This window comes from Kribbella sp. NPDC050470, from assembly GCF_044458365.1.
In the GTDB taxonomy this organism is placed as follows: Bacteria; Actinomycetota; Actinomycetes; order Propionibacteriales; family Kribbellaceae; genus Kribbella.
This window is the reverse complement of record NZ_JBITHV010000001.1, coordinates 867113-892940: the sequence shown is the minus strand read 5'-3', so window position 1 is coordinate 892940 and position 25828 is coordinate 867113. Positions and strand designations below refer to the sequence as shown.

Here is a 25828-nt window from a genome sequence, read left to right as displayed (position 1 = left end):
AAGGAGGTCACGATGACCAAGGGACGAGTGGTGGTGGGGGTCGACGGGTCGCCCGCCGCGGAGGCCGCGATCAGGTGGGCCGCAGCCGAGGCCGCCGCGCAGATCCTGAGGCTGTCCGGACACGCGAGCCTGATCGTGCTCGGTGCCCGCGGCCGCGGCGGTTTCGCCGGCCTGCTGCTCGGCTCGGTCAGCCAGGCCGTTCTGCACCACGCCACCAGCCCGGCCGCCGTGATTCCGGCCGCCGCGGCCGGAGGCTGACCTCCCCGGAAGCCCTTTCGCACGACGAGGTGATGACGATGTTGATCCGGGACCTGATGACCACGCCGGCCGTCACTGTGACCGCCGAGACGCCGATCGGTACGGCGCTGCGACTCCTGGACGAGCGCAAGATCACCGCGATGCCAGTCGTCGGCAAAGGCGGCGTACTCGAAGGAATCGTCAGCGAGGCGGACCTGGTGCAGGACGCCGACCTGCTGAACGACCGTGTTCCCATCGCCGCTGTCCGGACGACGGCGGACACGCCGCCCCGCCGCGTGGCCGACGTTATGAGCCACCTGGTCGCCACTGTCGATGCCGACGACGATCTGGAGGTCGCGCTCGACCTGATGTGGTCGACGATGGTGAAAAGCCTGCCGGTGCTGGGCAAAGGACGGGTCGTCGGCATGATCAGCCGCAGCGACGTCGTCCACCTGCTGGCCGGCCGCGACGACCGGATCCGCGCCGAGGTCCGTGAGCTCCTCGCCGCCGAGTGCCCGGACTGGCAGGTCGACGTCCACGACGGAGTCGTCACGGTCTCCGGGCCGGCCGACCCGCACGAACGCAAGCTCGCCGACGTGCTGGCCGGCACCGTCAAAGGTGTCGTCGCTGTCCGCATCCACTGACATGACAGTCCTCCGCAGGACCTGCTCGCCACCGGCTTGGTGATCACACTCGTAGCGCTCTACCTGAGCCACCAGGCCACCTTCATCGGCTCGGCCCTCCTGCTCTGGGGATTCGAGCTCGCCGAGCGCATCCAGGACGAGTCCCGGGCCCGATCCGGCTACGCCTCGGCGACCCTGGCCCATGATCGTGTTCCGGACGCCGAAGGGGTGGACCGGGCCGCAGGAGGTCGACGGCGTTCCGGTCGAAGGAACCTGGCGGGCCCATCGGGTACCGCTGTCCGGCGTACGGGCGTCGCCCCGAACAACGCGCCACCTGAGGGCACGGCGACGGATCCGTGACCAAAGGCCCGGAGGCGGTGGGGCGTCGTGCCCTGATGGGTGCCGACGGGCGAGCGGGACGCTGAGACCGTCCCGGGTTCGCGACGAGTCAGCGCGCCTGGTCAGAGGTGAGTGCAATGATGAGTGGAGCGAGTGCGAGGACGGCCGCGATCGCCGCCGCCATTGGGTTTGCCGGGCTGGCGGTCTTCCAGCTGTTGCTGGCGGCGGGCGCGCCGTACGGGGAAGCCGCCTGGGGTGGAAACACGGAGGGCCGGCTCCCGGCCGGCCTCCGGGTCGGCAGTGCCATCTCCGTCGTTGTCTACGCCGGCGCGGCCGCGGTGGTCCTGCGGCGTTCGGGCTTTGGGATTCGGCTTCCAAGCATGGTCGCGCGAGTCGGCACCTGGGTGCTGGTGGTGCTGCTGACGCTCGGAGCGTTGGCGAACTTCGCGTCGCAGAGTCCGTGGGAGAGGTTCCTGCTCGGTCCGGTCGCCTTGCTGTTGGCAGGGCTGTGCTTCGTCGTTGCCGGGAGTCCTGTGGAAAGAGCAGCGTCCTCAGTTCGACCGGCACGCACGAGCCACTCGCCGGGAGCCGACGAACGGCGGGAGGGGATGAGACATGGCTGAGTTCGTTCGGATCCGAGCATGGCGTGGCGAACGCGCCCGACCCCGCCCGGGCGAAGACCCAGCACCGGAGGTCACGTCGCGGGCCGAGCCCGGTCTGCCCGCGGGCCGAGGGCCACGAGATCTCGTCGCCCGGCATCCCTTCGCCGCGTTCGTGATCATCGCCTACGGGATCTCGTGGACGCTGTGGGTGACGTTCTACCTGGGCGGCGGCCAAGTTCCGTTCCTGCTGGGTGTATTGGGTCCGTTGACCGCGGCGGGGCTCGTCACGTGGTGGACGGGCGGCTCGGTTCGAGCATGGTTGCGGCCAGTGCTGCACTGGCGTGTGTCATTCCGCTGGTGGGCGTATGCACTCGGTTTGCCGGCCCTCTTGTTCGGTCTCGTGTCCCTGGTGCTGCAGCTGATCGGCTCCCCGGTCGACTGGAGCCTGGCCGTTGACCGACTCCCGTCGTACGTCGCGGGGTTCGTGTTCGTGCTTCTGCTCGGGGGCGCGATGGAGGAGCCCGGATGGCGAGGGTTCGGGCTTCCGCATTTGCTGGAAAGGCACTCACCGGTCCGTGCGACGCTGATTCTCGGGCTCGTGTGGGGCGTGTGGCACATCCCGGTCTACGGTCCGCTCGGTTTCGTGGTCCCGCTGGTGCTCGCGTTCTCCTACACCTACCTGTGGAACAGGACCGGCAGCATTCTGTTGGCCATCGTCCTCCACGCAAGCTTCACCCCGGCCCAGGACGAACTGATCCTCCTCCCGCGAGACCTGGCCTATACATCGACCCTGGACAGGCCCGACTGGGTGATCCTGGGCGTCTACCTCACCGCCGTCGTGACACTTCTGATCGCCACCGGGGGCCGCCTTGGGCTTCGCTCACGGGCCCGAGGGAAGCCCACACCCGAGAAGACGCTCGGATGAGGGCCGCGCGCCGGTTGGTCGTCGGACTCGTCATCATCCACGGACTCGTCCACCTGATCGGTGCCGCCGAGGGGCTCGGCTGGGCGGAGCCGACGCGCTCGAAGCTTTACTACACTCATATCCGTGGAAAATAATCGGCCGGCGCAATCACCGCCGTACGGCCCATCAGCCGGCACCGGGCGGAGCCGCGCACCACTGTCCAAGTCGCGCGCCGCTCTGCTGGAGACGCTTCGCGCACAGACCGAACCAACGACACTCAACGCGCTCGTCGCGACGACCGGGCTGCATGTCAACACCGTCCGCGAACACCTGGACGCACTGGTGCGCGACGGCCTCGCCCACCGGCACCAGGCGCCACCTGCCGGCCGCGGACGGCCCGCTTGGCTGTACGAAGCCACCGGCAGCGACGCCGCGGCCGCACCCGAGTACGCCGGACTCGCCAGCGCCCTGGCGGCCGCCATCCACCGCACCAGCACCACCCCACGCGAGGACGCCGTAACCGCGGGCCTGGACTGGGGCCACCAACTCGCCCGCGCCCGCAACGCCGGCCCTACCTCTAGTCCTGCCGCCGCCCGGCGAGAGGTCGTCTCTCTGCTCGACGAAATCGGGTTCGCACCGCAAGCAGACGCCCGCAACAACGTGGTGCGCCTCACCAGGTGCCCGTTGCTCGAGGCAGCACACAAGTACCCTGACGTCGTCTGTGGAGTTCACCTCGGACTCGCTCGAGGAGCACTGGAGGAGTACGGCGCGGACGACAACGGCACCGAACTGCTGCCGTTCGCCGAGCCAGGAGCCTGCCGACTTCACCTGAAGACCCGGCCCCGATGAGCCCACTCATACGCTCCACCAGAAGCCCGCGGAGATCGACAACGACCCAAGCGACACCGGCCCAAGCACCTGCCCGATCGCTGCCGGCACGATCAGCGCCGGGACCATCAGCCTCGGCACGATCAGCGCAGGGACGATCGCCGCGGGGCGGGTCGACGCCGCTCCGGCTGGCACTGCTCGTTCCTGCCGGCCTTGCCCTCGCGGCAGGCCTCGACGCCGCCTTGATCCTGCTTTGCGTCCCCGCTCCGGTGCGCGTCGGTCGCCTGCCGCCAACCACTCGGCTATGCCGCACCGGCGCTGCTTGGTCTCAGGGCCGTGGTGCTGCTCTCGCCCGCCTCGCTTGCCGTCGGCAAGTGCCTGCTTGTCGCAGGAACCGGCGCTCTGGTAGCGCGCTCTGTGCCGCTCTGGCGTCGTCAGCGTGACAACGCCGCGCTGATTTAGGCACTCGGAGCCGTCGTCGCATTGGGTGCTTCGGTGCTTTGGCTCGGCGGAGTCGCCGTACCCGTGCTCCTGCCATGGCTGGTCGGGTTCGTCGTGCTGACCATCTGCGGCGAGCGCCTCGAGCTCGCCCGGCTGAGCCTCGGCCCTTCGGTCGGGACGACGACGTTGCTGCTCTCGTGCGGCGTGTTGGCCGCTGGTCCAGTCCGAGCTCTACCTCGGTGACCAGGCAGGCATGGTCGACGCCACGAAGCTGAAGTCGGAGCAACCGACGCGGTGGTATTCAACGGCTACGCCAACCAGTACGACCACAGGCCACTCCGCCAGAACGGCCAGGCAGGCGCACAGAGCCTGGGTCTGCAGCCCGCCCAGGGCGGCTTCGTGGAACTCGCCTTCCCCGGACCCGGCGACTACCCCTTCGTCTCCCACCTCATGATCGACGCCGAACGTGGAGCCCACGGGGTCGTCCGCGTCACCGGGTAGGTCGTCTGCACCGGACGAGCAGGTCGGCGGCCGGCTTAGGTAGGTGTCGGGGTCGAGAGGAAGGTCGGGAGCTCCGCGTGGGCCTTGCTCACGGTCTCCCAGCCGTCGGCTCCCAGGGTCACCACCGAGACCGCGAAGACCCCGAGGTTCTCCTTGTCGATGTGCACCTTCAACTCGTCGAGCAATGCGGCTAGGTGTTCGGCGAAGCCCGCGTCGTCCGGATCGATCGCCGCGAGGCGCTGGTCGAACGTCAGATGCTCGTTCTCGAGTTCGTCGACCGCGTACGCGAAGTCGCCCTGCTCCCTCAGCGCCGCAAAGACACCTCGCTCCTCGCGCCGGACATGCTGCGTGAGCCGGCTGGAGAGCGACTCCAGCACCTCGACAGCTCGGGAGCGGTCACCGGCCGCCAGCGCTCGACGTACCGACCCAGCAAGGTCGAGCAGCACGAAGTGCTCATCCATCAGCTCGGCGATCGGCTCCATCTGCCGGCAGCCGCAGTGCTCGCACATTCCCTTGTCCTCCAACTCAACGGCGCTCCACGGCATATTTTACTACACTGAAAGCCGTGTAAAATATGCGGCGGATCACGGACACGACCGGCTCGCCGATTCAGCCGGGATCCTCATCCGGTACTCGCGGGTGGTTGATCTCATCGCGATGGTCGGCAGCCACGGACCGCGATTCAACGCCACCTCGTGCGAGCTAGCCGGTGCCCGATTCACTCTCGCTGACCCGTTCAGGGGGCCTCACCGAGGCGCTTGGCGCCGCACCGGCGGGCTGCTCGGTCTGGCCACCCATCCCGGCCTGCCGAATCAGGCCGGAGACCAGGTCTTGGGCCTCATCGATCGTCTCGTCAAGGGTGCGCATGCCGGCGTCGATGCGACCGGCCTGCAGCGACCACCGGGCGGCGGCCATCCCCTGCACCAACGAGTCGTTGATCTCGATGGCGTCGCGGTGCAGCAGCGCCGCAGCCTCCAACCGGCGCCGCTCGGTCTCAGCTCGGCTCAGTCGATCCGACGCATCCCCGAGCAACAGACCGAGCAGCAGCATCGGCAGGACGCGCGATACCCATCCGGTAGCCGTGAGCGACACGTCCCGTACGACAACCCAGACCACCATCAGCGCCACCGCGATCAAACCCGCTCCGACGCCGGCGCGCGCTCCGAACGTGATCGCGACCAAGGCCACGGGAAACACGTAGAGCATCGAATACGCGTCCACGGGATCCCCGGAGAGCAGCCGCAGCACCAGCACCACCGCGTACAGCGCACCCGCGACAGCAAGAGTGGGTATCGGACGATGCCGGAACCAGGGATCACGCGGAGGACCTGCCAGCGACCACACAGAGACGTTCATGTGCCCCAGCGTGCGCGGAACCCAACTGTCGTCACAGGGCCTACGGTCCCTCCCGCGCCTGCCTATAGACCCACCAAGGTGCTGGAAGAGGACAGCATGCTCCAGCCCGGCGGCGACGCGCTGCACCGCGGTTTCGGGTGGTACCGCGCGATTCCGAGAGCGCGGCCCAGAACAAGGTGCGGGCAACCAGCGGAGGACACAGCAGCGGGCACAGACTTTGACGGAGTCACAGAGCGTCACGCGCAAAGGTGCGGGACGTGCGGCGAACCCTGTCAGCCCGGCCCAGGGACAGCTCCCTCGGCGACCTTGAGTCTGGTCCACACGTTCATGTTGATGACGATCCCGATGATCTCGAGGATCTCATCGGGGGAGAAATGCTCGGCGAGAGCGTCGTGCCGTGCGGCGAAGCTGTCGGCGACCGTCGCATCGGCCAGCCGCGTCAACGCCTCGGCGTACGCGAGGGCGGCACGGGCGGCCGCGTCGTGGAACTCGGTCTCCCACCAGGCAGTGAGGGTGTCGATCACCTCCCGGCGGACACCGAAGTCGCGGGCGGCCTCGTAGTGGACGTTCAGGCAGTACGTGCAGTTGTTGATCTGAGACACCCGCAGGCGCAGGAGTTCGGCGAGCCGGCGGTCGATCCGAAGGTCGGCCTTGTAACCGAACGCTGCGGCGCCACGGCGTGCGAGTTCGGTGAGGTCCGCGTTGGCCGAACTGTCGGCCCGTCGATTCCGCACGATCACATCGCTCATGTCGTTCTCCTGTCGGGATCAGGCCTCGCGGCGCCCTCGACCTGAAGGTGTACTGGCGGCATCGCGCCATGAGGATGCTGGATCTACGGCCGACGCACCGGCCGACCGCCGTCGTGATAGCGAACGTGAGCAGCTCGGACAGCGGGCCGACGGCGGGTGTGCTGGTATCACGATGACCTCGCCGTGGGCGGATTCGCGCCCGGATCAGTCCCTGGCGGTCACCCTGGTCATCTGCGAAGCGCCATGGGTATCAGTCCCAGCGTCATCACCAGCAGGCGAACCGATCTGTCACTCGGTAGGCGGCTGGATCCGGGGCGATCCGCCGGCACTGCTGGAGACATGGCCGAGGCGCTGGTCACGTCGGCCCAGCGGACGCAGCGCCGGGGCGGTTTGGCGACAGCTCCACACCGTTCCCAGGATCAACAGCGGACAGCGGCGGTGACTGCGCGAGGTAGAGGACAAAGATTGGCCTCTACCTCAGGCAGGATCAGACGTATGACGACAACACAGCAGATTCCCGGCGGCAAGTCGACGGTGACGCCGTACGTGGTTGCGAAGGGTGCGGCGCGTTTCCTCGAGTTCGTCGAGCAGACCTTCGAGGTCAAGAGCTCGCTGGCGGTACCCAACCAGGACGGCACTCTCGGGCACGCGGAGATCACCGTCGGCCAGTCGGTCCTGATGGCCTTCGACGCGCAGCCGGACTGGCCGGAGACCCCGGCCTTCCTGAGCGTGTACGTGGACGACGTCGACAAGGTGTTCGCGCGGGCGCTGCAGGCTGGGGCGACGGTGGTGACCGAGCTGGCCGAGTCCAGGGTCACCGGAGACCGCGGGTGCCGGATCAAGGATCCGGTGGGCAACGTGTGGTGGCTGCAGACGCACCTGTACGACGTGGACCCGAGCACACTGGGCGAGGTGTTCGCGGACCAGGCCGAACTGTCGAAGATCCGGGCGGCCCAGGAGTCATTCGCCGACGAGATGCGCAGCCGGCGCTAGCGCCGGCCCGCACAAGTGAGCCGGCCGGAGCGCGATGCTCCGGCCGACGCTTTTCTGGGGGGGTGATCAACGAGCTGCTCGCTCGATCACCAGGGTGAACGCGGAGGCCTGTCCCGGAGCCTCCTTCCATCGCCCGGCGACGTCAGCACTGCGAGCTGGGCGCCGCTGCGTCCGAGGGTCAGCCTCGGGCGACGGTCAGGCACCGGTCACTTGGGCGTGGACGGAGTCGTGGGTGATCGGCCGGCCGCAGTGGTGGCAGACCAGGTCGACCTGGACCGGGTGGCCGCAGGAGTGTCGCCGGGTGAGGAATGGGGTGTCCACCGCCCACTTGTCACCCCACTGGGACAGGGCGAGCATGACCGGGAACAGTTCCCGGCCGGCTTCGGTCAGGTGGTACTCGTGACGCGGCGGATGTTCGCTGTACTGGCGTCGCTCAATGACCCCGGCAGCCTCCAACTTGCGCAGCCGGTCAGCCAGGATGTCGCGGGATGCGCCCGTGTACCCGGCGATCCGGGCGAACCGGTGCACGCCGTACCCGATCTCACGCAGCGCCAGGAGCGACCACCGCTCGCCGAGGACGTCCAGAGCCGCGGCCAGCGAGCAGGGACGGACTCCCAAGGGCAGCTCAGCCATGTCAATGCCGTTCAACGGCTCGGGATCGGTCATGGGCACCAACCTAGACCGAGTGTGTTGTCATTTCCAACTCACTGGTCTACCGTGACCCTCAGTCGGTAGGAAAACGCAACACACCCTTGGAGACTCACATGCCGACCCTCGCCAACAGCGAACCCGGAATCAGCGTCCCCGGAACAACCAGCCGTTTCCTCGACCCGACCGGGGCAGGTGACCAACGGCAGGGACAGTTGCGCTACCTCACCGGCGGCAGCGGCGCGCCCCTGGTCCTGCTGCACACCGTGCGCACCCAGGCCGAGCACTTCCGCCACCTCATCCCGCTGGTTCAGCAGCGATACACCGTGTACGCGCTCGACCTGCCCGGTATGGGCTACTCGCAGATCGTGCCCGGCGCTTCGTACGACGAACCCGCCATGCGCGCGGCCGTCGTACGACTCATCACCCACCTCGATCTGCGCGACGTGACGCTGCTCGGCGAGTCGATGGGAGCGGTACTTGCACTCACCGCCGCCGCCGACCTCCCCGACCGGGTCCGCCGCGTCGTGGCGGTCAACGCCTACGACTATCCCGGAGGAATCGCCAGGTCCAGTCTCCTGGCACGTCTGATCGTCACCGGCGTCATCACGCCGGCGGCAGGTCCGCTGCTCGCCCGGCTGGAACCCAGGCCCGTCATGCGCGCCATGCTGACCGGCGGCCTCGCCGACCCGGCCGCACTCCGCGACGACTACCTGAACGAACTCCTCAACGTCGGCCGCCACCCGGGCTACCCGACCGTCGCCCGCGCCGTGTACCGCAACCTGCCCAGCCTCATCGCCGCCCGCGACCGCTACCCCGAGGTCACCGCACCGATCCACCTCATCTACGGCCAGCAGGACTGGTCCCGGCCGACCGACCGGCAGGCCAACCGGCAACAACTCCCCAACGCCGAGTTCACCCAGGTCCCGAAGGCCGGCCACTTCATCGCCCTCGAGCGGCCCGACGTGCCGGCCGACCTGCTGAACTCGATCGCCTGATCCGGCCGCAGTCCACAAACGCGCTGGGAACGAGGATGCGGCTCACGGCGGCCGAACGGCGTACTGAGGTCCTGCAGGCCGCGGTGCAGGCGTTCGCGGCCAGCGGGTACGCGGCGACCACGACGGCCGAAATCGCGCGGGGGGTCCCGCTCGAACCGGTCGACCCCGACATCGATCTGCGCGTCGCCCGCCGGGCCGTGCGCCTGTACGGCAGGCGCGCCGAGCTATGGACGGCTGGGACGGTCGTGAGCAGACTCGGGAGCGGGGACTTCCAGGGGAGGGGACATGTTTCGACGCGCGATGATCATTGGCACAGCGCTGAGCACCGGGTTGAGTCTTGCCGTCCTACCGGCTCTGCCGGCGGCCGGTCAGGACTCACCGTGGCGCGTGGTCGCATCGGGGCTCGACAGCCCTCGCGGCCTGGCGTTCGCCCCGAATGGCACCTTGTACGTCGCCGAGGCGGGTGTGGGCGGGGCGGGTCCCTGCGTGCCGCATCCGCTCGGACAGATCTGCTACGGCGCCACGGGCGCGGTCACCGAGGTGAAGCGAGGGGATCAGACGCGGGTCCTCACCGGACTCCCGTCGTTCGAACTGCAGGGGACACCAGAGGTCTTCGGACCGTCCGACGTGGCACTGAACGGAAGCGGCAACCTGTTCGTGACGCTCGGCCTCGGCGCCGACCCGGCCGTCCGCGCGGCGCTGCCCGCGGAGGGGCAGACGGCCGCGACCCTGGTCCGCGCCAAGCCGGCGCAGGGGACGTTCCGGCTGGTGGCGGACCTCGGCGGCTTCGAGCTCTCGGACAACCCGGACGGCGGACTCCCGGACAGCAACCCGCAGGGCCTGCTCACCACCGCGGCCGGCCAGGTGGTCGCGGACGCCGGTGGCAACTCGCTACTGAGGGTGAGCGCAGCCGGACGCATCTCGACGCTGGCCGTCTTCCCACCGCGGCTGGTGCCCAACCCGTTCGGCGGCCCGGACATCCCGATGCAGGCCGTGCCGACGACCGTGACCCGCGGCCCGGACGGCGAGTTGTACGTCGGTCAGCTCACCGGATTCCCGTTCCCGGTCGGCGGCGCGAACATCTTCCGGGTCGAGCCGGGCGAACCACCTGAGGTCGTCGCCGGCGGGTTCACGAACATCATCGACATCGCGTTCGGTCCGGACGGCTCGCTCTACGTGCTCGAGATCGCCCACAACGGCCTGCTGTCAGGTGATCCGACGGGTGCGCTGATCCGCGTGGACCAGAACGGTTCGCGCACGCTCATCGCCGGCGAAGGTCTCACGATGCCGACCGGGCTGGCGATCCGGGACGGCGAGGCATACGTCTCGAACTGCGGCGTCTGTGCCGACACCGGCGAGGTCATCGCGATCCCATTGCCCGGCCAGACGAGCTGACAAACCGGTCCCGAGCGTCCCAGTCAGGCGTACATCCGCCGTACTGGTTGCCAGCGGCCACCGATCACGCATCGCTGGCCGCTGGACGTGTTCACGACCAGATGCGTCGACATCGCGACCTGGAGAAACCGACGGTCAGGGCAACATCGCGAGGCGGCGGCAACCAACGATCAGGGCCGGCTGCAGATCACGATTACGAGGTTCGAGCCGCTGCACTACCGTCGAGCTCGAGGCGTGTTGTCAGGGTGCGTGTTCCTCCTCGAACACCATCTCGTGCGGCGCAGGTGACCGGGATGAGTCAGGGCTGGGTGCTCGATCACCGGACAGTTGCCGTGGCAACAACGTGGGCAGCGGCTGGGTACCGGATCTGGCGCGCGCCGAGGATGGCCTCGGCGCGGCGTACGCCGTCCTTGGAAACCAGGCGCGGGCTGGCCCGGCCAGCTGATGCCCCGTTGCCGACACGCGATTGCCGGCACTACCTCGACGACATCGACACCACCGAACCACTTGTGCTCGGGAGCGTTCTCGTCCGCCCTCTCGCAGGCCTCGCCACACTGTTCGCGACGCTGCCGCCGCGACTTCACGGACTGCGCGGGGCAGGTGGACGGCCGTCACTACCACGTCTGAGGGGTGAGTGCGCCTACTGCAGCGGGCCTTTCGGCGCGCCGAGTCCGCGCGCGACATGGCGAAGGACGGCGTTGTCGTCTGTCGAGCGCCAGCGCACGACCGCGGCACGTTCTCCCATGCTGGACCTCACGGCGGATTGCAGGTCGTCGACCTCATCGACGTTCGTGACGAGCAGTACCGCAACAGCATCCCGCGTGCCTGAGAAGTCGGCCTCGATCGTGGACACGTCCAAGGCGACCGACCGGTCCGGCGCCCAGCGGATCACCACGCGAAGCTGAAGTTCGTCGACCCAGTACGTCGGCCGTCGCGGATGCCAGTCTGTGTCGCGGCTCGGTGGACTCACTTCCGGCAAGGCTTCCCGGACAGCGCCGTACAGCGCCTCTCGATAGGACTGGGCACTGCGGTCCTGGGCCCCGAAGGTCACCCGCTGCAGGCCGACCTCGTTCGGGAGTCGCCCACTGATGGCAGCCACGCCGAGCACCGCGCCGACGATCAATGCTCCGAGCGAGGTCAGGTCGCTGGCGCCTCGGAAGGCGAGCAGAACCCCCACCACGACGAGCACCAGCCCGCCGATCCCGAGACCGGCCCGAACACCGGGCCGCAGATCCGTCGCCACGACCTCACATCCCTACTCGACTTCATGATCACTCTTCGCGGGCATATTGTCACGGCTGGTGGGCGCTCAGACATCTTCACCAGCCTCGCCTACGCCTTTGCCCTCACCTTCCTCGACGCGCTGCTGGGCGGCACCAGCCTGGGCAGCGCACTACGAGCAACCCGCCTCGCCCTCCTCAACAAAGGCAACCCGCTAGGACTGGCGTACATCCGCTACGGCCTCGCTGACGCTCACCTGCTCGATCCAGCCGACAGCAGCCGATAGACACTTGGACGGAGCCCGGAAGCGACTCTGTGGCACGCACGGGCGAACGGTGGCGAAATCCAGCAAACCAATCACGCCCTCGGTCGGCTAGCACGGCGCGCTCAGCACGATCAAGGACTCGATGCGGCCCATCAGGTCCGTCGCGACGCAAAGACCGTGCGGGCCACGTGCCTTGTCATCGCCGCGAAGACCAGCACCCACACCGTGAAGGCCACCCACAGCTCAGTGCGGCCAACTACCTCCACCACCGGCAGACGATCCGCGCGGCCCAGGTAGATCCCTGCAACGCCATACATGCCCAACGGGAAGACGATGCTCCACAGGGTTGCCTCGTACCGCAGCGGCACCCGGCGCCGGACGTGACGCCACCAGCCCGCGGCAACGAGCACCGGGATGAGCCAGGTCGCGAACGCCCAGAACACCACCGAAAGACCCGCGATCAGGTCGCGCGTCACCGTCACCATCGGCGCGTCGGCCATCTCGACGATGCGCGCACCCGCGAGCACCGTGATGGCCAGGGCCCCCATAGAGACCCAGTACGGCGGGGTCAGCTCCTCGGGCCCGAACTCGTACAGCATCAGTCGCAGCGCGACGAGTATGCCGGTAGCCCCGTACAAGAACACTCCGACCGACCACGACATAATCGCCAGGACCGCGAGCTCCCGCCGTACCGGCTCGAAGACCGGTTCGACTGTGGCCGCCGCGACCGCGACGGACTGACTGCCTACCACCCAGATGAACCAGGTGCCGTTGGCGGTCGCCACCACCGGCCGCTCCTGACGGCCGAGTACAGCCGTCCACGGTACGACGTACCCCAAGGCGAGCCACGCCAGTCCGGCGACGACGAGCAGGACGGCCGTGGCAGTGAACCATCCGGACAGGCCGAGCCGGACGCCGAGAACGTTGATGCCGGCAACGAAGGTGAAGAAGCCGAACGCCCGGCGTGGATCCATGAAGTCCTCGACCAGCGCGGCGCGGTACGCGACGAACCTCCATCCGGTAAACAGCAGCAGCACGACGAATGCCGCACAACAGACGACCAGCAAGATCCGAGACAGGAGAAGGAAACCTTCCAGGTGCATACCGACCGAAATGATGCCGGAAGCCATGACCAGCGCGAAGTAGCCAGGCGTGAGCCCTTCGACAGCCCGTCGCACACGTGCCCCGAACCCATCAGCCACGGGTCGAAGTCTTTCACGACGGAAGCAGTGGGTACCCAGTTGGACGTCCGCGGGCGGATGTGAGGATGTGGGCATGGCGCAGCGGCGGGTGGGGATCAAGGATGTGGCGGAGGCCGCTGGGGTCTCGGTGACGACTGTGTCGCATGCGCTCAACGAGGTCGAGGGGACGCGGGTTTCCGAGGACACCCGGTTGCGGATCCGGGCGGTGGCGGAGCGGCTCGGGTATACGCCGAGCCGGCTTGCGCGTGGGTTGCGGTTGCAGCGGTCGCATCTGCTGGCGTTGATCAGCGACCGGGTCGCGACCACGCCGTACGCCGGGCGGATGGTCCTCGGCGTCCAGGAGGCCGCGTTCGCCCGCGGCTGGACGGTCCTGATGTTCGACACCGGCGGCGATCCGGACGTCGAGAAGCGGGCGATCGAGACGACGTTGCAGCATCAGGTCGACGGCGTCCTCTATGCCACGATGTTCCACCGCGAGATCGAACTGCCCGATAACCTGGCCGGGCTCCCCACGGTCCTGCTCGACGCTCGCAGCCGCGAGCGGACCGTCCCGTCGGTGGTCCCGGACGAGGTCGGCGTCGGACGCACCGCGGTCGAGGAGCTGCTCCGGCTGGGGCACCGCCGGATCGGCTTCGCGCTCAATCGCGACGACATCCCCGCCACCACCGGCCGCCTCGCCGGGTATCGCGCGGCGCTGAAGGACGCCGGCATCAGGTACGACGGGCGCCTGGTCGCCGTCGACGACGCCAACGCACACGGTGGCTACCGCGCGACCTCCCAGCTGCTCCAGCTACGCAATCGCCCGACGGCGGTCTTCTGCTTCAACGATCGTATGGCGATGGGTGCGTACCGTGCGGCCGCCGAGCTCGGCCTGCGTATCCCCGACGATCTGTCGGTGATCGGGTACGACGACCAGGAGAACATCGCCGACGGCCTCCACCCCGAGCTGACAACTGTCGCACTCCCCCACGCCGACATGGGCCGCTGGGCGGCCAACACGCTCCTCGACCTGATCGAGGAGCGCAACACACCCAACGGCCCGTTCCCCGTCAAGCTCCCCTGCCCCATCATCCACCGCGCATCCGCCCGTCAGCTGAGCTGAGCCTCGTGCGCCACCGTCCGGGTGCAAAAACGATTTGGTGAAGGTTTGTACGCGCACGACGGCAGAGTGTCAACTGTTCGTGCGAGCTGTTGACGTGATGCCGGAAGTCGGCGTACGTTCAGCGGCGAAAGTTCGGTTGTACGTATAACTGCGGAGGTGCCAGGTGACACGGAGGCGGTCCGGTCCGACCATGCACGACGTGGCTCGGGCGGCGGGGGTCAGCCAGGCGACGGTCAGTCTGGTGCTGAACGACGCCGAGGGCTCCCGGGTCTCGGCGGAGACCCGGGAGCGCGTGCTGGCGGCCGTCGCCCACCTGGGGTACCGGGTGAACTCGGCGGCGAAGTCGCTGCGCGAGGGACACTCCCGGCTGATCGGGTTCATCGGCGACATCGTGGCCAGTACGCCGTTCGCCGGCGAGATCATCGAAGCGGCGCAGGACCGGGCATGGGCCGACGGTCACCTGATGCTGATCGTGAACACAGGCGGCGACCGCGATCTCGAGGAGCGCGCGATCGACTCGCTGCTGTCTCGCCAGGTCGACGGGATCGTCTACGCCGCGATGTACCACCGGCGGCTGAAGGTTCCGGCCGCGTTGCGCGAGGTCCCCTCGGTCGTGCTGAACGCCGAGACCGAGGACGGTTCGCTGCCGGCCGTCGTTCCGGACGAGTACGCCGGCGGTCGCGCGGCCACGCAGTACCTGATCGACCGCGGTCACGAGCGCATCGGGTTCATCAACATCAACACCCTGGAGTCCCGGCTCCCCGCTGTGGTGGATCGCGAGCGAGGATTCCTGGACGCGGTCGACGCAGCCGGGCTGAAGATCGACCGCACCCTCGTGAAGCGGGGTGACGGTGACGCGGAGACGGCGTACCAGCACGCTCGCCGGCTCCTCGATCGCAAACGACCGCCGACCGCGATCTTCGGCGCCAACGACCGTACGGCGTGGGGCGCCTACCAGGCGGCGGCCGACCTCGGGCTGCGGATCCCTGACGACGTCTCGGTGATGGGCTTCGACAACCAGGAGCTCATCGCCGCGCACCTGCGCCCGGGACTCACCACCATGGCTCTGCCGTTCGCCGAGATGGGCCGGCAGGGCGTCGCCCGGCTGCTGTCGGGTCAGCGCGGGACCGAGGTCGAGGCTGTGACCTGCCCACTCGTGGAGCGGGCGTCGGTCAGGAGTCTGGGATGAGTATGGAAGCCCGTGTCTCCAGGCCCGGACTGGCGCGGAGGATGGGCCGCCTGTGGCAGGTCTACCTCCTGGTCCTGCCCGCGCTGGTCTACCTCGCCGTGTTCAAGTTCTGGCCGATGTACGGCGTGCAGATCGCGTTCCGCAACTACAACCCGATCGACGGCTTCAGCGCCAGCCCCTTCGCCGGCTGGCAGCATTTCGAGCGGTTCTTCGGCTCACCGCAGTTCGAACGTGTTCTGGAGAACACGTTGTCGCTGGCGGTGATCAACCTGCTGGTCGCCTTCCCGGTGCCTGTGCTGCTGGCCCTGATGGTGAACAACCTCCGCGAGGGCCGGCTGCGCAACTTCGTCCGCGGCGTCCTCTACTCCCCCACGTTCATCTCCACCGTCGTGGTGGTCGGGATGATGTACGTCCTCCTCTCGCCACGATCGGGGCTGATCAACCACCTCGTCACCCTGCTCGGCGGTCAGCCGATCCTGTTCATGGGGTCGCCGGAGTTGTTCCGTCCGCTGTTCGTCGGGTCGACGGTCTGGCAGGAATCCGGCTTCCAACTGGTCATCTACCTGGCCGCGCTGTCCGCGATCGACCCGGCGCTGCACGACGCGGCACGGGTCGACGGCGCGGGTCGACGGCGCGAACAGTTGGCAGCGGATCCGGCACATCGACCTGCCCGGCATCCTGCCGACCGTGGTGGTCCTCTTCATGCTTGCGGTCGGCAACTTGATGAACATCAGCTTCGAGAAAGCGCTCCTGATGCAGACGCCGCTCAACCGCGAGTCCTCCCAGGTGATCCAGACCTACGTCTACCAAGCCGGACTCCAGCAAGCACAGTTCAGTTACAGCGCCGCGATCGGCCTGTTCAACTCGGTCATCAATCTGGCTCTCCTGGTCACCTTCCACCTCGTCGTACGGCGGGCTCGCCGCGGGCAGGTGATGTGACATGGGTACGACGACACTCGCGGCAACGACCGTACGACGTACCCGCCGCAACCGCTCCGGACTGGCGGACCACGCATACACCGTGGTCGCCGCAACCGTTCTCGGCGCGGCGGTGCTGGCGATCGTCTACCCGCTGTACTTCATCCTCGTCGCCTCGTTCAGCGAGCCCGACGCGGTCAACAACGGGCAAGTCTGGGCATGGCCGGCGGGCTTCACGCTCGACGGCTACGAGCGGCTGCTCAGCGATTCCCGCGTCTGGCAAGGCTTCGCGAACTCCGCGCTCTACACCGGCTTTGCCACGGCGATCAGCGTTGCTCTTGTCCTCTCGGCCGGCTACGCGTTGTCCCGCAAGGACCTGCCCGGCCGGAACCTCATCACCGGCCTGTTCCTGATCACGTTGTTCTTCGACGGCGGCATGATCCCGCGCTACCTCGTGGTCAAGGAGCTCGGCCTGCTGAACACCTTCTGGGCGATGGTCCTGCCGAACGCGGTCGCCGTCTGGAACCTGCTGATCGCGCGCACCTACTTCCGGTCCGCGATCCCGGAGGAGGTGCGCGAAGCCGCCCAGCTCGACGGCGCCAGCGAGTTCGGCTACTTCTTCCGGATCGTCCTCCCACTGGCGAAGCCCCTCGTCGCCGTCCTCGTACTGATCCACCTGGTGTGGAACTGGAACGCGTTCTTCGACGCGCTCATCTTCCTCACCGACGAGTCGAAGTTCCCGCTGCAACTCGTGCTGCGCAACATCCTGGTGCAGTCCGAGCTGTCCGCGAACGGGAACCTCAGCAGCGACCTGGCGTCGTACGCCGCACAACAACGCGTCGGCGAGCTGGTCAAGTACGGCATGATCGTCGTCTCCACCCTCCCGCTGCTGATCGTGTCGCCGTTCGCGCAGAAGTACCTCACCCGCGGCGGCGTCGCGGGCGCCCTCAAGGGCTGAACATCATACGTATAACTCCTCGCAGGAGGTTGGTCATGAAGAAGGTCCTGTCCGCCGCGATGGTCCTGTCGCTCGGACTCCTCACCGCCTGTTCCGGCGGGAACGACGAGAAGGTGTCCGGCGAGGCCGCCGCAGTCGGCTTCCAGGAGAGCGGGCTGCCCCTGGTGAGCAAGCCGGTCACGCTGAGATTCTCCGGCCAGAAGGCGCCGCTCGCCCCCGACTACAACAGCATGACGCTGGTCAAGCAGTGGCAGCAGGACACCGCCGTACAGATCAAGTGGGAGAACCTGCCGGAGAACGTCTACAAGGAGAAGAAGAACCTGCTGCTGGCCAGCGGCGACCTGCCCGACGCGTTCTACAACACCGGGTTCACCGACTCCGACATCGCGACGTACGGCGCCAACGGGACCCTGATCCCGCTGGAGTCCCTGATCGACAAGTACGCGCCGAACCTGAAGAAGATCTTCGAGAAGCGGCCGGAGATCAAGGCCGCGGTCACCGCGTCCGACGGCCACATCTATTCCCTGCCGGCGGCCGAGGAGCTCGGGATCGGCGCCGTACCGTTCTTCTACTCGATCAACACCGCCTGGCTGAAGAAGCTCGGGCTGCCGATGCCGCAGACGCTCGAGCAGTACCACCAGACGCTCCAGGCGTTCAAGACCAAGGACCCGAACGGCAACGGGAAGGCCGACGAGATCCCGCTGAGCTTCATCGGCGGCTGGTGGTGCGCCGACGCCGGCGACCTGTTCGCCGCGATCTCGGGCGTGCCGGACAACCCCGATCACCGGATCGTCCGCGACGACAAGGTGATCTACACCGCGGCACAACCGGAGTACCGGGAGGCGATCTCGACGCTGCACCAGTGGTACTCCGAGGGGCTGATCGACCCGGAGACGTTCACACAGACCGACAAGCAGTACCTCGCCAAGGGCAAGAGCAAGGACGAGGTTCTCGGCTCGTTCGTGTGGTGGGAGACCGAGGAGGTCGTCGGCGCACCGCGGACCAAGGACTACGCCTTGATGGGTCCGCTCGAGGGGCCGAAGGGCAAGCTCGTCGGGCGGGCCAACGGCGGCGACTACGGCCGCGACGCGTTCGCGATCACGCGCGCGAACAAGTATCCCGAAGTCACGATGCGCTGGGTGGACCGGCTCTACGACCCGGTGATGTCCGCGCAGGTCGCGTGGGGACCAGCCGGTGAGGGCCTGCAGAAGAACGCGTCCGGTGTCCTGGTGAGCATGCCGGACAAGCCCGGTGAGAGCGCGGGTGAGCGCAAGCAGCGGATCGCGCCGGGTGGACCGCGCGTGATCCTGAAGGAGGACTTCAAGTCCGTCGTGGCGCCGGAGCCGCGGGCCGCTCAGCGGCAGACGGACCTGGAGAAGATCTACCTGCCGTACGCCGAGAAGCAGTCGTACCCGCTCGTCTTCTTCACACAGGAAGAACTGCAGCGTTCGGGTGAGATCCAGACCGAGATCAAGGCACTCGTCGACGAGAAGCGCGCCTCGTGGATCGTCCGGGGCGGGGTCGAGAAGGACTGGGACAACTACGTGAAGCAACTGAAGGCCGCCGGGCTGGACGATCTGGTGCAGATCTACCAGACGGCGTACGACCGCCACCGGGGAACGAAGTGACCGTTCTCGTCCAGGCCGCGTTCGCCCCGCTGTCCCTGACCTCGCTGACCGGGCGTCCCTCGGGCCTGGTCAGCTGGGGTCAGGGAGACGCCCACCTGACGCTGGGATACGACCGCTTCGGCCGGCCCTCGGCCGAAGTGAGCGACGGTTCCCGCGACTGTCAGCTGGTCGCCGACAAGCCGCTCGCGCTGGGGCGATGGGTGCGGCTGGCATTGTTTGCCGACGGCACCGAATTGCAGCTCCTGGTCGACGGCAGGACGGCGGCGAGCGCCGGCTGGCACGGTCCGCTGCCTACGGGTACGCCGGTCATCGGCCGACGGGCCGACCAAGCGGAAGGCGCGGACGAGTCCTGCTGCGGGCGGCTCGCCGACGTCGAGGTGGTGTGCGACCCCGCCGAGGCTCGCCGACGAGCCGCGGCGGGTTCACCAGCCTTGCCGGATCTGGACGTGGTGGCCGAGTTGCGGGCGTTGCGCGGTGAGGATCCGAATCGGCCGGAGTACCACTTCATGCCGCCGGCGCACTGGATGAACGAACCGCACGCCCCGATCCAGGTGGACGGCGTGCACCACCTCTTCTACCAGGCCAACCGCCGCGGACCGTTCTGGGGAGCCATCGAGTGGGGCCACGCGATCAGCAAGGACCTCGTTCACTGGACTCATCTACCGCCCGCACTCACCCCTGATCGGACCACCGTCGCGCCAGACGGCGTGTGGAGCGGCAGCAGCGTTCTCGGAGAGAGCGGCGAGCCGTTGCTCTACTTCACCGCAGGAGACTTCAGCCGTACTCCGGATCAGTCGGTGGCGCTGGCCCGTCCGTCCGGCGATGGCTGGATCGCCGACGAGGCTCCGCTCGTCGAGATGCCGGATGATCCGGACCTCGTCGCCGGGCAGTTCCGGGATCCATTCGTATGGCGGGAAACCTCGGGCTGGTTCATGCTCGTCGGCGCCGGTGTCGTCGATCACGGTGGCACGGCGTTGCTGTACCGGTCCCCCGACGGCCGGGCGTGGACGTCGTACGGCCGGCTCCTTGTCGGTGATCGATCGCGCCACCCGGAAACCGGACAGATGTGGGAACTGCCGGTCCTGCTCCCGATAGGTGGGGGCCGGCATGTCTTCCTGGTGTGCCCTTGGTGGCAGGAGCGGCCGGTGGACCAGGTTGTCGAGGTGGTGCACTGGATCGGCCGCTGGGACCCCGAGTCCGCCACCTTCACACCCGACCACCCCGAGCCCCGGCGCTTCGACTTGGGCCGGCACTTCACCGGGCCGAGCGGGACCGTGCTGGAGGACGGCCGCACGATCCTCTGGTCGATCGCCCAGGACGGACGGACTCCGGAGGCCCAGCGTGCAGGCGGCTGGGCCCACAACGCCGGTCTGCCACTCGAACTCGGATTCGCCGACCAGCGGCTCGCGATCAGCCCGATCCGCGAGCTCGAATCACTCCGGACGGCACCCTTGGACCCCGGGCACATCGGCGGGATGACCTTCGAGTGCGAGGTGACCGCCGAGGCCTCAGCCGACCCGCTGGTGGTCAGCCTCACCGTCGCCGGGCTGCTTGCTCTCGAGCTCACGATCGACGCCACCCGTCAACTGGTCCGCCTTCGACGCCCAGGCGCTTCGGCGTACGACGTCTGGCGTCCGGACGAGTACGAGGAAGGTCCGGCAGTGGTGCCCGCCGACGACGTACGCCTGCGTCTGTTCGTGGACCATTCGATGGTCGAGGCGTACGTCGGCGACCACATCAGCATCACCACTCGCATCGACGTCAGCGCCGGACCACCCGAGCTGAGCATCAGTACGCCGTACACCTCCTGCCGGGCCTGGCAACTGGCCGGCGCCGACAACTGAGAAGGACTGCCTGTGCTTGCACTGGACGACTACTGGACCTGGGACTTCTGGTTCGCCGAGAACGGCCCGGACATCCACCTCTTCTTCCTGAAGGCGCCCCGCGCGCTGGGCGATCCCGACCTCCGGCACCGCAACGCCCGGATCGGCCACGCTGTCTCCACTGACCTACGCAGCTGGACCGTTCTGCCCGACGCGCTCGTCCCCGGCCCAGCCGGTGCCTGGGACGACCTCGCCACCTGGACCGGCTCAGTACTGCGCGTCGACGACGGCTGGTGGATGTACTACACCGGCATCTGCCACGGCGACGACGGCCTGCGTCAGCGCATCGGCCGGGCGCACAGCACCGACCTCATCACCTGGACCAAGGACGACGCCTTCGTGCTCGAGGCGGATCCGGCGTACTTCGAGCAACTCGACGTCTCGGTCTGGCCCGACCTGTGCTGGCGCGACCCGTGCGTCTTCGCCGACCCGGACGGCGGGTACGCGATGCTCGTCACGGCCCGGGTGCCTGACGGCCCACCCGACGGCCGCGGTGTGGTCGCCCTCCTCCGATCCGAGAACCTCACCGACTGGACCCCCATCGGCCCCGTCACCGAACCAGGCGACTTCGGCCACCTGGAAGTCCCCCAAGTCGTCCCCCTCGACGGCCGGTACTACCTCCTCTTCTGCGCCTACGCCTTCGCCAACAGCACCAGCCGCACCACCCGCGTCGCACCTACCACCGGCACCCACTATTACGTCGGCGACGCCATCACAGGCCCGTTCAAGCCCCTCTCCGACCACCTGTTCGCCGCCGACGAGTCAGCCTCCCGGTACGCCGGCAAGCTCATCACCGATCCCACCACCGGCAACCCGGTCTTCCTCGCTTTCCTCCACAACGACCCCAACGGCACCTTCATCGGCGCCCTGACCGACCCGACCCCGGTCCTCGTACGCCCCGACGGCGAGCTGGAGCTGGGCTGACCGATTCGCGGACGACGACAGGGCAAGGAAGCCACGTCGGGTCCGTCGACCGGTACCAGGCAGTGCTGGTGCTCTGGATGAGGCGGGTGAGCGTGGAGACCGCCCAGGCGCCCATTTCGTAGTGCGGGAGAGCGACCGTGGTCAGTGCGGGATAGACGCTCGCGGCGATGGGCGCCTGGTCGTCGAAGCCGACGATCGAGACGTCCTCGGGGATCCGCAGGCCGAGCTCCTGGGCAGCGCGGTAGGCGCCCATCGCCATCCGGTCGTTGTAGCAAAAGATCGCGGTCGGACGGTCTGCGCGGTCGAGCAGTTCGAGGCAAGCTGTGTAGCCACCGGCTGCCTCTGACACACCGGAGGCAATCAGGCGATCGTCACGCGGGATGCCAGCGGTCTCGAGACCACGCAGGTAGCCGACCAGGCGGCCTTGCGTTGCCGGCACCTCGATGCTCGAGTTGGCGAACGCGATCCGGCGGTGACCTGCCTCGGCCAGCAGCGCCACCAGCTCGGCAGCGCCGCCGGCCTCGTCGGGCAGCACGGCTGGTACGACGCCCTGCCGGTCGAGGGCGCCGATCAGGACCGCCGGCACGGCCCGCAGCTCGCGCGGTACCGAGACCTCGTGATGGAACACGGTGGCGTAGATGATGCCGTCGACCTGGCGCTCGATCAGCGCCCGGGCGTCGGCCCGCCGTGCCTCCGCGCCGGCGTCGAGGTGCGAGTTGATGATCGCGAGCGTCAGGTTGTGGCGGCTCGCTTCCTCCTGCGCACCGAGGATTATCCGCCCGGCATGCGGAGTCGTCGCGATCTCCTCGGTCAGCAGACCGATCATCTCCGACGTACGAGTTCGCAGACCACGGGCGAGCCGGTTCGGCGTGTACCCGAGTTCCCGCGCGATCGACCGCACCCGTTCACTGGTCGCCTCGCTGGTTCGGGTGTGCGGAGTGTCGTTCAGAACGTGGGAAACGGTCGTGACGGAGACCCCCGCGGCCCGCGCGACATCCCGGATGCCGACCTTCGGCACCACCGTCTCCTCGTTGTTCATCGGTCCGGCCTCACTCGTCCCAGAGCCCGTGCTCCGGCCAGCGACGCGGCAGCCGCTCCTCGACCGGCGGCAGCTCGGCATGTGGAGCGTGCCCGCCGACCTGGTACCAGTACGCCACGCTCGAGTAGTCGTTGCCCTGATCGTTCGCATGACCGTGCTCGATCGACACGCGGAGGCTCTTCTCGAAGCGGACCGGGTCTTCGATGTGCCAGCGGAACATGCTCCACAACCCGAAGTGCTCCTGCGGGCTCGCCCCGAGCGTGATGCCGTGGTACGGACCGGCGTACTCGCCGCTCGGGAAGCCCCAGGCCGCGCCGAAGTAGTCCTCGGTACCGGTCCCGTGCAGTGACGGCGGCCAGACCTCGCCGTCGATGAAGAACATGTCGTCGCCCTCCCCCGGCCAGGTGAACACCTGGTTGGAGGCGTCGAAGTTGTCGATGCTCAGCACGCAACCAACGTAATGCCCCTTGCCGACCGCATCGAGGATCACGTAGTTGTCGTCGCCGGTCAGATTCGTCCCGGGCAGGTCCCACGGCGCCGGGTTCTCGACCTCGGCGGTGTGGCGCACGGCGGTTGCCGGCTTCTCCTGCCGGTAGTACGCGTGGAACCGGCCCACGTCGTCCGGTACCGGCTCGTCGGTCAGTTCGTAGTCGACGTAGTAGAAGAGGTTCTCGATCGGCTGGTCGCTCTCGTTGCGGAGCTGGATCCGCGCGTGGCTGCCGAACGGCATCGGAAAGTAGCTGTTCATCGCGGCCGCGAACGGTCCCTTCGGACCGCGGCGTGGACCGAAGACGGCGTTGAGCGGAAGCGAGATGTAGTGCTTCGCGACCGCGTGCCCGACACCGAAGAAGTCGCCGAGCGGCGCGCGGACGCTCGGGTTGTCCTCGCCGTCCCAGAACATCTCGATCACGAGCTTGCGCAGGTACTTCTCCGAGTAGCAGCGGGTCGTCAGCCAGATGTGCTCGATCCGGCCGGCGCCTTCGATGTCGGCGATGACGAAGGTCTCTCCGGCGGGCACGACCTCGAAGTCGCGGTTGCCGCCGCTGTGGTCCCAGCTCGACTCGCGTCGAGACCGGCCGGACTTGACGTGAGCCAGGCCGCCGAGCGGGCTGTTGGGTTGCCAGAATTCCATATCTTCTCCGGATTCGAGCGGTGTCAGCCCTTGACCGCGCCAAGGGTCAGGCCCGCGGCGATGTGCCGCTGCAGGGCGAGGGTGAGCAGGATGACCGGGACCGAGTAGACGGCCGCGAGCGCGGTCATCCCGCCCCAGTCGAGACCGAACTGGGTCTGGAAGTTCGCGATGACGATCGGCGTGGTCTGCGCCCGCACCGACGTCAGCAGAAGCGCGAACAGGAACTCGTTCCACGAGGCGAGAAACGCGAAGATCGCCGTCACCGCGAGCCCGCCGGAGACGACCGGCAGTACGACGTACCACAGCGCCTCCAGCCGGCCGCTGCCGTCGACCTTCGCCGCTTCCTCGAGCTCACCGGGCACCGCCTCGAAGAAGCTCGACATCAGCCAGATCGACAACGGCAACGAGATCGTGGTGTGCGCGATCGCGAGTCCGATCGAGGTGTCGGAGATGCGCAGCGTTCGCATCGTCTCGACCAAGGGTGCGCCAACCGCGATCGTCGGCACCATGCGGGTGATCAGCGCGCCGATCACGAAGACCCGTCCGCTCGGTGTGCGGTAGCGAGTGATCGCATACGCGGCCGGCACGCCGAGCAGTAATGAGAACGCCGTACTGAGGATCGCGGTCACCACGCTGTTGATCAGCGCCGGTACGACGCCTTCCCTGCTCAGCGCCGCGACGTAGTTGCCGAGCGTCCACTGCGACGGCAACACGTGCGGCGGTACGGCGATGGCGTCCAGTGGCGATTTGAACGAGGTCAGCAGCAGGTAGACGAACGGGAACCCGTACAGCACCAGTGTGACCGCCAGTCCGCCCCACACCAGGGCGCGCGTGGAACGCCGGCGCGTCTCGAGACCGTTCATGCCTGCTCGCTCCCCGGCCTCCAGATGGCGAGGATCGCCGCGGCAGCGACCACTAGCATCGCGATCAGATACACGGTGCCCATCGCGCTCGCCAGACCGGGATCGCCGTTGCGCGTCATCGTGCGGTAGATCAGCAGGCTGAGCGTCGTCGTACTCTCCTGAGGTCCGCCGTTGGTCTGGATGAGGATGATGTCGAATGCCCTCGCCGCATCGATGCCGCGGACGATCAGCGCGACGGCGATCACCGGCCGGAGCAGCGGCAGGATGATCCGGAACAGCAGCGTCGGATAGCGCACACCGTCGATGCGCGCGGCCTCGATCACGTCGCCCGGGATGTTCTGGAGCCCCGCGAAGAGCACGAGTGTGATGAACGACGTGGTCAGCCAGATGTCCGGCAGGGCTACCGAGAACAGCGCGATGTCCGGATCACTCAGCCAGCCGATCTGATCGGTGCTCTGCAGTACGCCGATGCGCCTCAGCAGCTCGTTGACGATGCCGAAGTTGTCGATGAGCAGGAATCGCCACAACAGGCCCGCGACGACCGGAGCGATCATCAGCGGATACATGAAGACGGTACGAAACACCGCCGACCGGCTGCCCAGTGCGGTGAACAGCAGGGCCACAGCGATGCCGAACGTGAACTCGAAGGCGACAACCACAAGCGTGTAGACGGTCGTGCGCAGCGATGCTCCCTGGAACGCCGATGAGCTGAAGGCTGCGGCGAAGTTGTCGAAGCCGACGAACGTCCGGGGCCCGCCGGCGATCGGCGAGATCTCGTAGAACGCGTTCGAGACGAATCTGATCAAAGGCCACGCCACGAAGGCGAGCAGGAACAACCCGGCCGGCGCCATCAGCAACAGCGCGAACCGGCGATCGGTGAGGCGCACAAG

At 67.9% G+C, this 25828-nt stretch carries 30 protein-coding genes and 1 pseudogene; 19 read left to right on the top strand and 12 right to left on the bottom strand.

Annotation, left to right across the window (positions count from 1 at the left end):
• Window positions 1–12: 12 nt before the first annotated feature.
• From ACIBGM_RS04255 to ACIBGM_RS04230, 6 genes and pseudogenes are all read left to right on the top strand, one after another.
• Window positions 13–258: a universal stress protein gene (locus ACIBGM_RS04255; RefSeq protein ID WP_360517466.1), complete on the top strand. Its 246-nt coding sequence runs from the start codon at window positions 13–15 to the stop codon at window positions 256–258.
• Between the two features lie 38 nt (window positions 259–296).
• On the top strand, window positions 297–881 hold the full coding sequence (locus ACIBGM_RS04250; RefSeq protein WP_396384443.1) for a CBS domain-containing protein: 585 nt from the start codon (window positions 297–299) through the stop codon (window positions 879–881).
• A 181-nt stretch (window positions 882–1062) separates the two neighbouring features.
• A pseudogene (locus ACIBGM_RS04245) lies at window positions 1063–1137 on the top strand (hypothetical protein); the annotation flags it as partial.
• A gap of 202 nt (window positions 1138–1339) precedes the next feature.
• Entirely contained in the window at window positions 1340–1822 is a 483-nt protein-coding gene (locus tag ACIBGM_RS04240) for a hypothetical protein (RefSeq protein ID WP_396384442.1), read from the top strand.
• The gene (locus ACIBGM_RS04235) at window positions 1815–2726 is read left to right on the top strand and encodes a CPBP family intramembrane glutamic endopeptidase (RefSeq protein ID WP_396384441.1); all 912 of its coding nucleotides are present in this window, start codon (window positions 1815–1817) and stop codon (window positions 2724–2726) included. The genes ACIBGM_RS04240 and ACIBGM_RS04235 overlap by 8 nt, the downstream gene beginning before the upstream one ends.
• A gap of 123 nt (window positions 2727–2849) precedes the next feature.
• Window positions 2850–3554, top strand: coding sequence for a helix-turn-helix transcriptional regulator (locus ACIBGM_RS04230; protein ID WP_396384440.1), 705 nt, complete (start codon window positions 2850–2852; stop codon window positions 3552–3554).
• A gap of 6 nt (window positions 3555–3560) precedes the next feature.
• Here the strand turns inward: ACIBGM_RS04230 and ACIBGM_RS04225 are convergent, their stop codons facing one another.
• Window positions 3561–3728 (bottom strand): hypothetical protein, encoded by a 168-nt coding sequence (locus tag ACIBGM_RS04225; protein WP_396384439.1) that lies wholly within the window; start codon window positions 3726–3728, stop codon window positions 3561–3563.
• A gap of 300 nt (window positions 3729–4028) precedes the next feature.
• Here ACIBGM_RS04225 and ACIBGM_RS04220 point away from each other — a divergent pair, with 300 nt between their 5' ends.
• On the top strand, window positions 4029–4217 hold the full coding sequence (locus ACIBGM_RS04220; RefSeq protein ID WP_396384438.1) for a hypothetical protein: 189 nt from the start codon (window positions 4029–4031) through the stop codon (window positions 4215–4217).
• A 51-nt stretch (window positions 4218–4268) separates the two neighbouring features.
• Entirely contained in the window at window positions 4269–4475 is a 207-nt protein-coding gene (locus ACIBGM_RS04215) for a hypothetical protein (RefSeq protein ID WP_360517448.1), read from the top strand.
• A gap of 35 nt (window positions 4476–4510) precedes the next feature.
• Here ACIBGM_RS04215 and ACIBGM_RS04210 read toward each other — a convergent pair whose 3' ends face one another.
• The 3 genes from ACIBGM_RS04210 to ACIBGM_RS04200 form a co-directional block, all read right to left on the bottom strand.
• Window positions 4511–4984 (bottom strand): hemerythrin domain-containing protein, encoded by a 474-nt coding sequence (locus ACIBGM_RS04210; protein WP_396384437.1) that lies wholly within the window; start codon window positions 4982–4984, stop codon window positions 4511–4513.
• Between the two features lie 193 nt (window positions 4985–5177).
• Window positions 5178–5732 (bottom strand): hypothetical protein, encoded by a 555-nt coding sequence (locus ACIBGM_RS04205; RefSeq protein WP_360517442.1) that lies wholly within the window; start codon window positions 5730–5732, stop codon window positions 5178–5180.
• Between the two features lie 371 nt (window positions 5733–6103).
• On the bottom strand, window positions 6104–6580 hold the full coding sequence (locus ACIBGM_RS04200; RefSeq protein ID WP_396384436.1) for a carboxymuconolactone decarboxylase family protein: 477 nt from the start codon (window positions 6578–6580) through the stop codon (window positions 6104–6106).
• Between the two features lie 495 nt (window positions 6581–7075).
• Between ACIBGM_RS04200 and ACIBGM_RS04195 the strand changes: the two genes are divergently transcribed.
• Window positions 7076–7573, top strand: coding sequence for a VOC family protein (locus ACIBGM_RS04195; protein ID WP_360517435.1), 498 nt, complete (start codon window positions 7076–7078; stop codon window positions 7571–7573).
• A gap of 195 nt (window positions 7574–7768) precedes the next feature.
• Here ACIBGM_RS04195 and ACIBGM_RS04190 read toward each other — a convergent pair whose 3' ends face one another.
• Window positions 7769–8239 (bottom strand): helix-turn-helix domain-containing protein, encoded by a 471-nt coding sequence (locus ACIBGM_RS04190; RefSeq protein ID WP_360517432.1) that lies wholly within the window; start codon window positions 8237–8239, stop codon window positions 7769–7771.
• Window positions 8240–8337: 98 nt separating this feature from the next.
• Between ACIBGM_RS04190 and ACIBGM_RS04185 the strand changes: the two genes are divergently transcribed.
• Together ACIBGM_RS04185 and ACIBGM_RS04180 are read left to right on the top strand one after the other, a co-directional pair.
• The gene (locus ACIBGM_RS04185; protein WP_396384435.1) at window positions 8338–9219 is read left to right on the top strand and encodes an alpha/beta fold hydrolase; all 882 of its coding nucleotides are present in this window, start codon (window positions 8338–8340) and stop codon (window positions 9217–9219) included.
• Window positions 9220–9504: 285 nt separating this feature from the next.
• Window positions 9505–10614 (top strand): ScyD/ScyE family protein, encoded by a 1110-nt coding sequence (locus ACIBGM_RS04180; RefSeq protein ID WP_396384434.1) that lies wholly within the window; start codon window positions 9505–9507, stop codon window positions 10612–10614.
• A gap of 640 nt (window positions 10615–11254) precedes the next feature.
• Here ACIBGM_RS04180 and ACIBGM_RS04175 read toward each other — a convergent pair.
• Window positions 11255–11857, bottom strand: a complete 603-nt coding sequence (locus tag ACIBGM_RS04175) for a hypothetical protein (RefSeq protein WP_360517417.1) — start codon at window positions 11855–11857, stop codon at window positions 11255–11257.
• Window positions 11858–11881: 24 nt separating this feature from the next.
• Between ACIBGM_RS04175 and ACIBGM_RS04170 the strand changes: the two genes are divergently transcribed.
• Entirely contained in the window at window positions 11882–12121 is a 240-nt protein-coding gene (locus ACIBGM_RS04170; RefSeq protein ID WP_396384433.1) for a hypothetical protein, read from the top strand.
• 131 nt (window positions 12122–12252) lie between these two features.
• Here ACIBGM_RS04170 and ACIBGM_RS04165 read toward each other — a convergent pair whose 3' ends face one another.
• Window positions 12253–13302 carry a tellurite resistance/C4-dicarboxylate transporter family protein gene (locus ACIBGM_RS04165; RefSeq protein ID WP_360517411.1) on the bottom strand — a complete coding sequence of 350 codons (1050 nt, stop codon included), beginning with the start codon at window positions 13300–13302 and terminating at the stop codon, window positions 12253–12255.
• A gap of 73 nt (window positions 13303–13375) precedes the next feature.
• On the opposite strand from ACIBGM_RS04165, the gene ACIBGM_RS04160 reads away from it, so the two are divergent.
• Both ACIBGM_RS04160 and ACIBGM_RS04155 read left to right on the top strand, forming a co-directional pair.
• Window positions 13376–14404 (top strand): LacI family DNA-binding transcriptional regulator, encoded by a 1029-nt coding sequence (locus ACIBGM_RS04160; protein ID WP_396384432.1) that lies wholly within the window; start codon window positions 13376–13378, stop codon window positions 14402–14404.
• Window positions 14405–14594: 190 nt separating this feature from the next.
• Window positions 14595–15593, top strand: a complete 999-nt coding sequence (locus ACIBGM_RS04155) for a LacI family DNA-binding transcriptional regulator (RefSeq protein ID WP_360517405.1) — start codon at window positions 14595–14597, stop codon at window positions 15591–15593.
• Window positions 15594–15808: 215 nt separating this feature from the next.
• On the opposite strand, the gene ACIBGM_RS04150 is transcribed toward ACIBGM_RS04155, so the two are convergent.
• On the bottom strand, window positions 15809–16255 hold the full coding sequence (locus ACIBGM_RS04150; protein WP_396384431.1) for a hypothetical protein: 447 nt from the start codon (window positions 16253–16255) through the stop codon (window positions 15809–15811).
• On the opposite strand from ACIBGM_RS04150, the gene ACIBGM_RS04145 reads away from it, so the two are divergent.
• The 5 genes from ACIBGM_RS04145 to ACIBGM_RS04125 are packed head-to-tail and all read left to right on the top strand — an operon-like array spanning window position 16245 to window position 21904.
• Window positions 16245–16532: a hypothetical protein gene (locus tag ACIBGM_RS04145; RefSeq protein ID WP_396384488.1), complete on the top strand. Its 288-nt coding sequence runs from the start codon at window positions 16245–16247 to the stop codon at window positions 16530–16532. The genes ACIBGM_RS04150 and ACIBGM_RS04145 overlap by 11 nt on opposite strands.
• A gap of 1 nt (window position 16533) precedes the next feature.
• The gene (locus ACIBGM_RS04140) at window positions 16534–17469 is read left to right on the top strand and encodes a carbohydrate ABC transporter permease (RefSeq protein ID WP_360517399.1); all 936 of its coding nucleotides are present in this window, start codon (window positions 16534–16536) and stop codon (window positions 17467–17469) included.
• A gap of 35 nt (window positions 17470–17504) precedes the next feature.
• Window positions 17505–19097, top strand: a complete 1593-nt coding sequence (locus ACIBGM_RS04135) for an ABC transporter substrate-binding protein (RefSeq protein ID WP_360517396.1) — start codon at window positions 17505–17507, stop codon at window positions 19095–19097.
• A complete protein-coding gene (locus ACIBGM_RS04130; RefSeq protein ID WP_396384430.1) occupies window positions 19094–20941 on the top strand; it encodes a LamG-like jellyroll fold domain-containing protein in 1848 nt (615 codons plus the stop codon). Before ACIBGM_RS04135 ends, ACIBGM_RS04130 begins: the two co-directional genes overlap by 4 nt.
• A 12-nt stretch (window positions 20942–20953) precedes the next feature.
• Window positions 20954–21904 carry a hypothetical protein gene (locus tag ACIBGM_RS04125; protein ID WP_396384429.1) on the top strand — a complete coding sequence of 317 codons (951 nt, stop codon included), beginning with the start codon at window positions 20954–20956 and terminating at the stop codon, window positions 21902–21904.
• Here the strand turns inward: ACIBGM_RS04125 and ACIBGM_RS04120 are convergent.
• From ACIBGM_RS04120 to ACIBGM_RS04105, 4 genes are read right to left on the bottom strand one after another with little or no spacing between them, the layout of a single operon-like run.
• Window positions 21837–22943: a LacI family DNA-binding transcriptional regulator gene (locus tag ACIBGM_RS04120; protein ID WP_360517387.1), complete on the bottom strand. Its 1107-nt coding sequence runs from the start codon at window positions 22941–22943 to the stop codon at window positions 21837–21839. The two genes, ACIBGM_RS04125 and ACIBGM_RS04120, sit on opposite strands and share 68 nt — an antisense overlap.
• Before the next feature lie 10 nt (window positions 22944–22953).
• Complete coding sequence (locus tag ACIBGM_RS04115; RefSeq protein ID WP_360517384.1) at window positions 22954–24075, bottom strand: glycoside hydrolase family 172 protein; 1122 nt, start codon at window positions 24073–24075, stop codon at window positions 22954–22956.
• Window positions 24076–24098: 23 nt separating this feature from the next.
• Complete coding sequence (locus ACIBGM_RS04110; RefSeq protein ID WP_396384428.1) at window positions 24099–24938, bottom strand: carbohydrate ABC transporter permease; 840 nt, start codon at window positions 24936–24938, stop codon at window positions 24099–24101.
• The gene (locus tag ACIBGM_RS04105) at window positions 24935–25825 is read right to left on the bottom strand and encodes a sugar ABC transporter permease (RefSeq protein WP_360517378.1); all 891 of its coding nucleotides are present in this window, start codon (window positions 25823–25825) and stop codon (window positions 24935–24937) included. The genes ACIBGM_RS04110 and ACIBGM_RS04105 overlap by 4 nt, the downstream gene beginning before the upstream one ends.
• Between the last annotated feature and the right edge of the window lie 3 nt (window positions 25826–25828).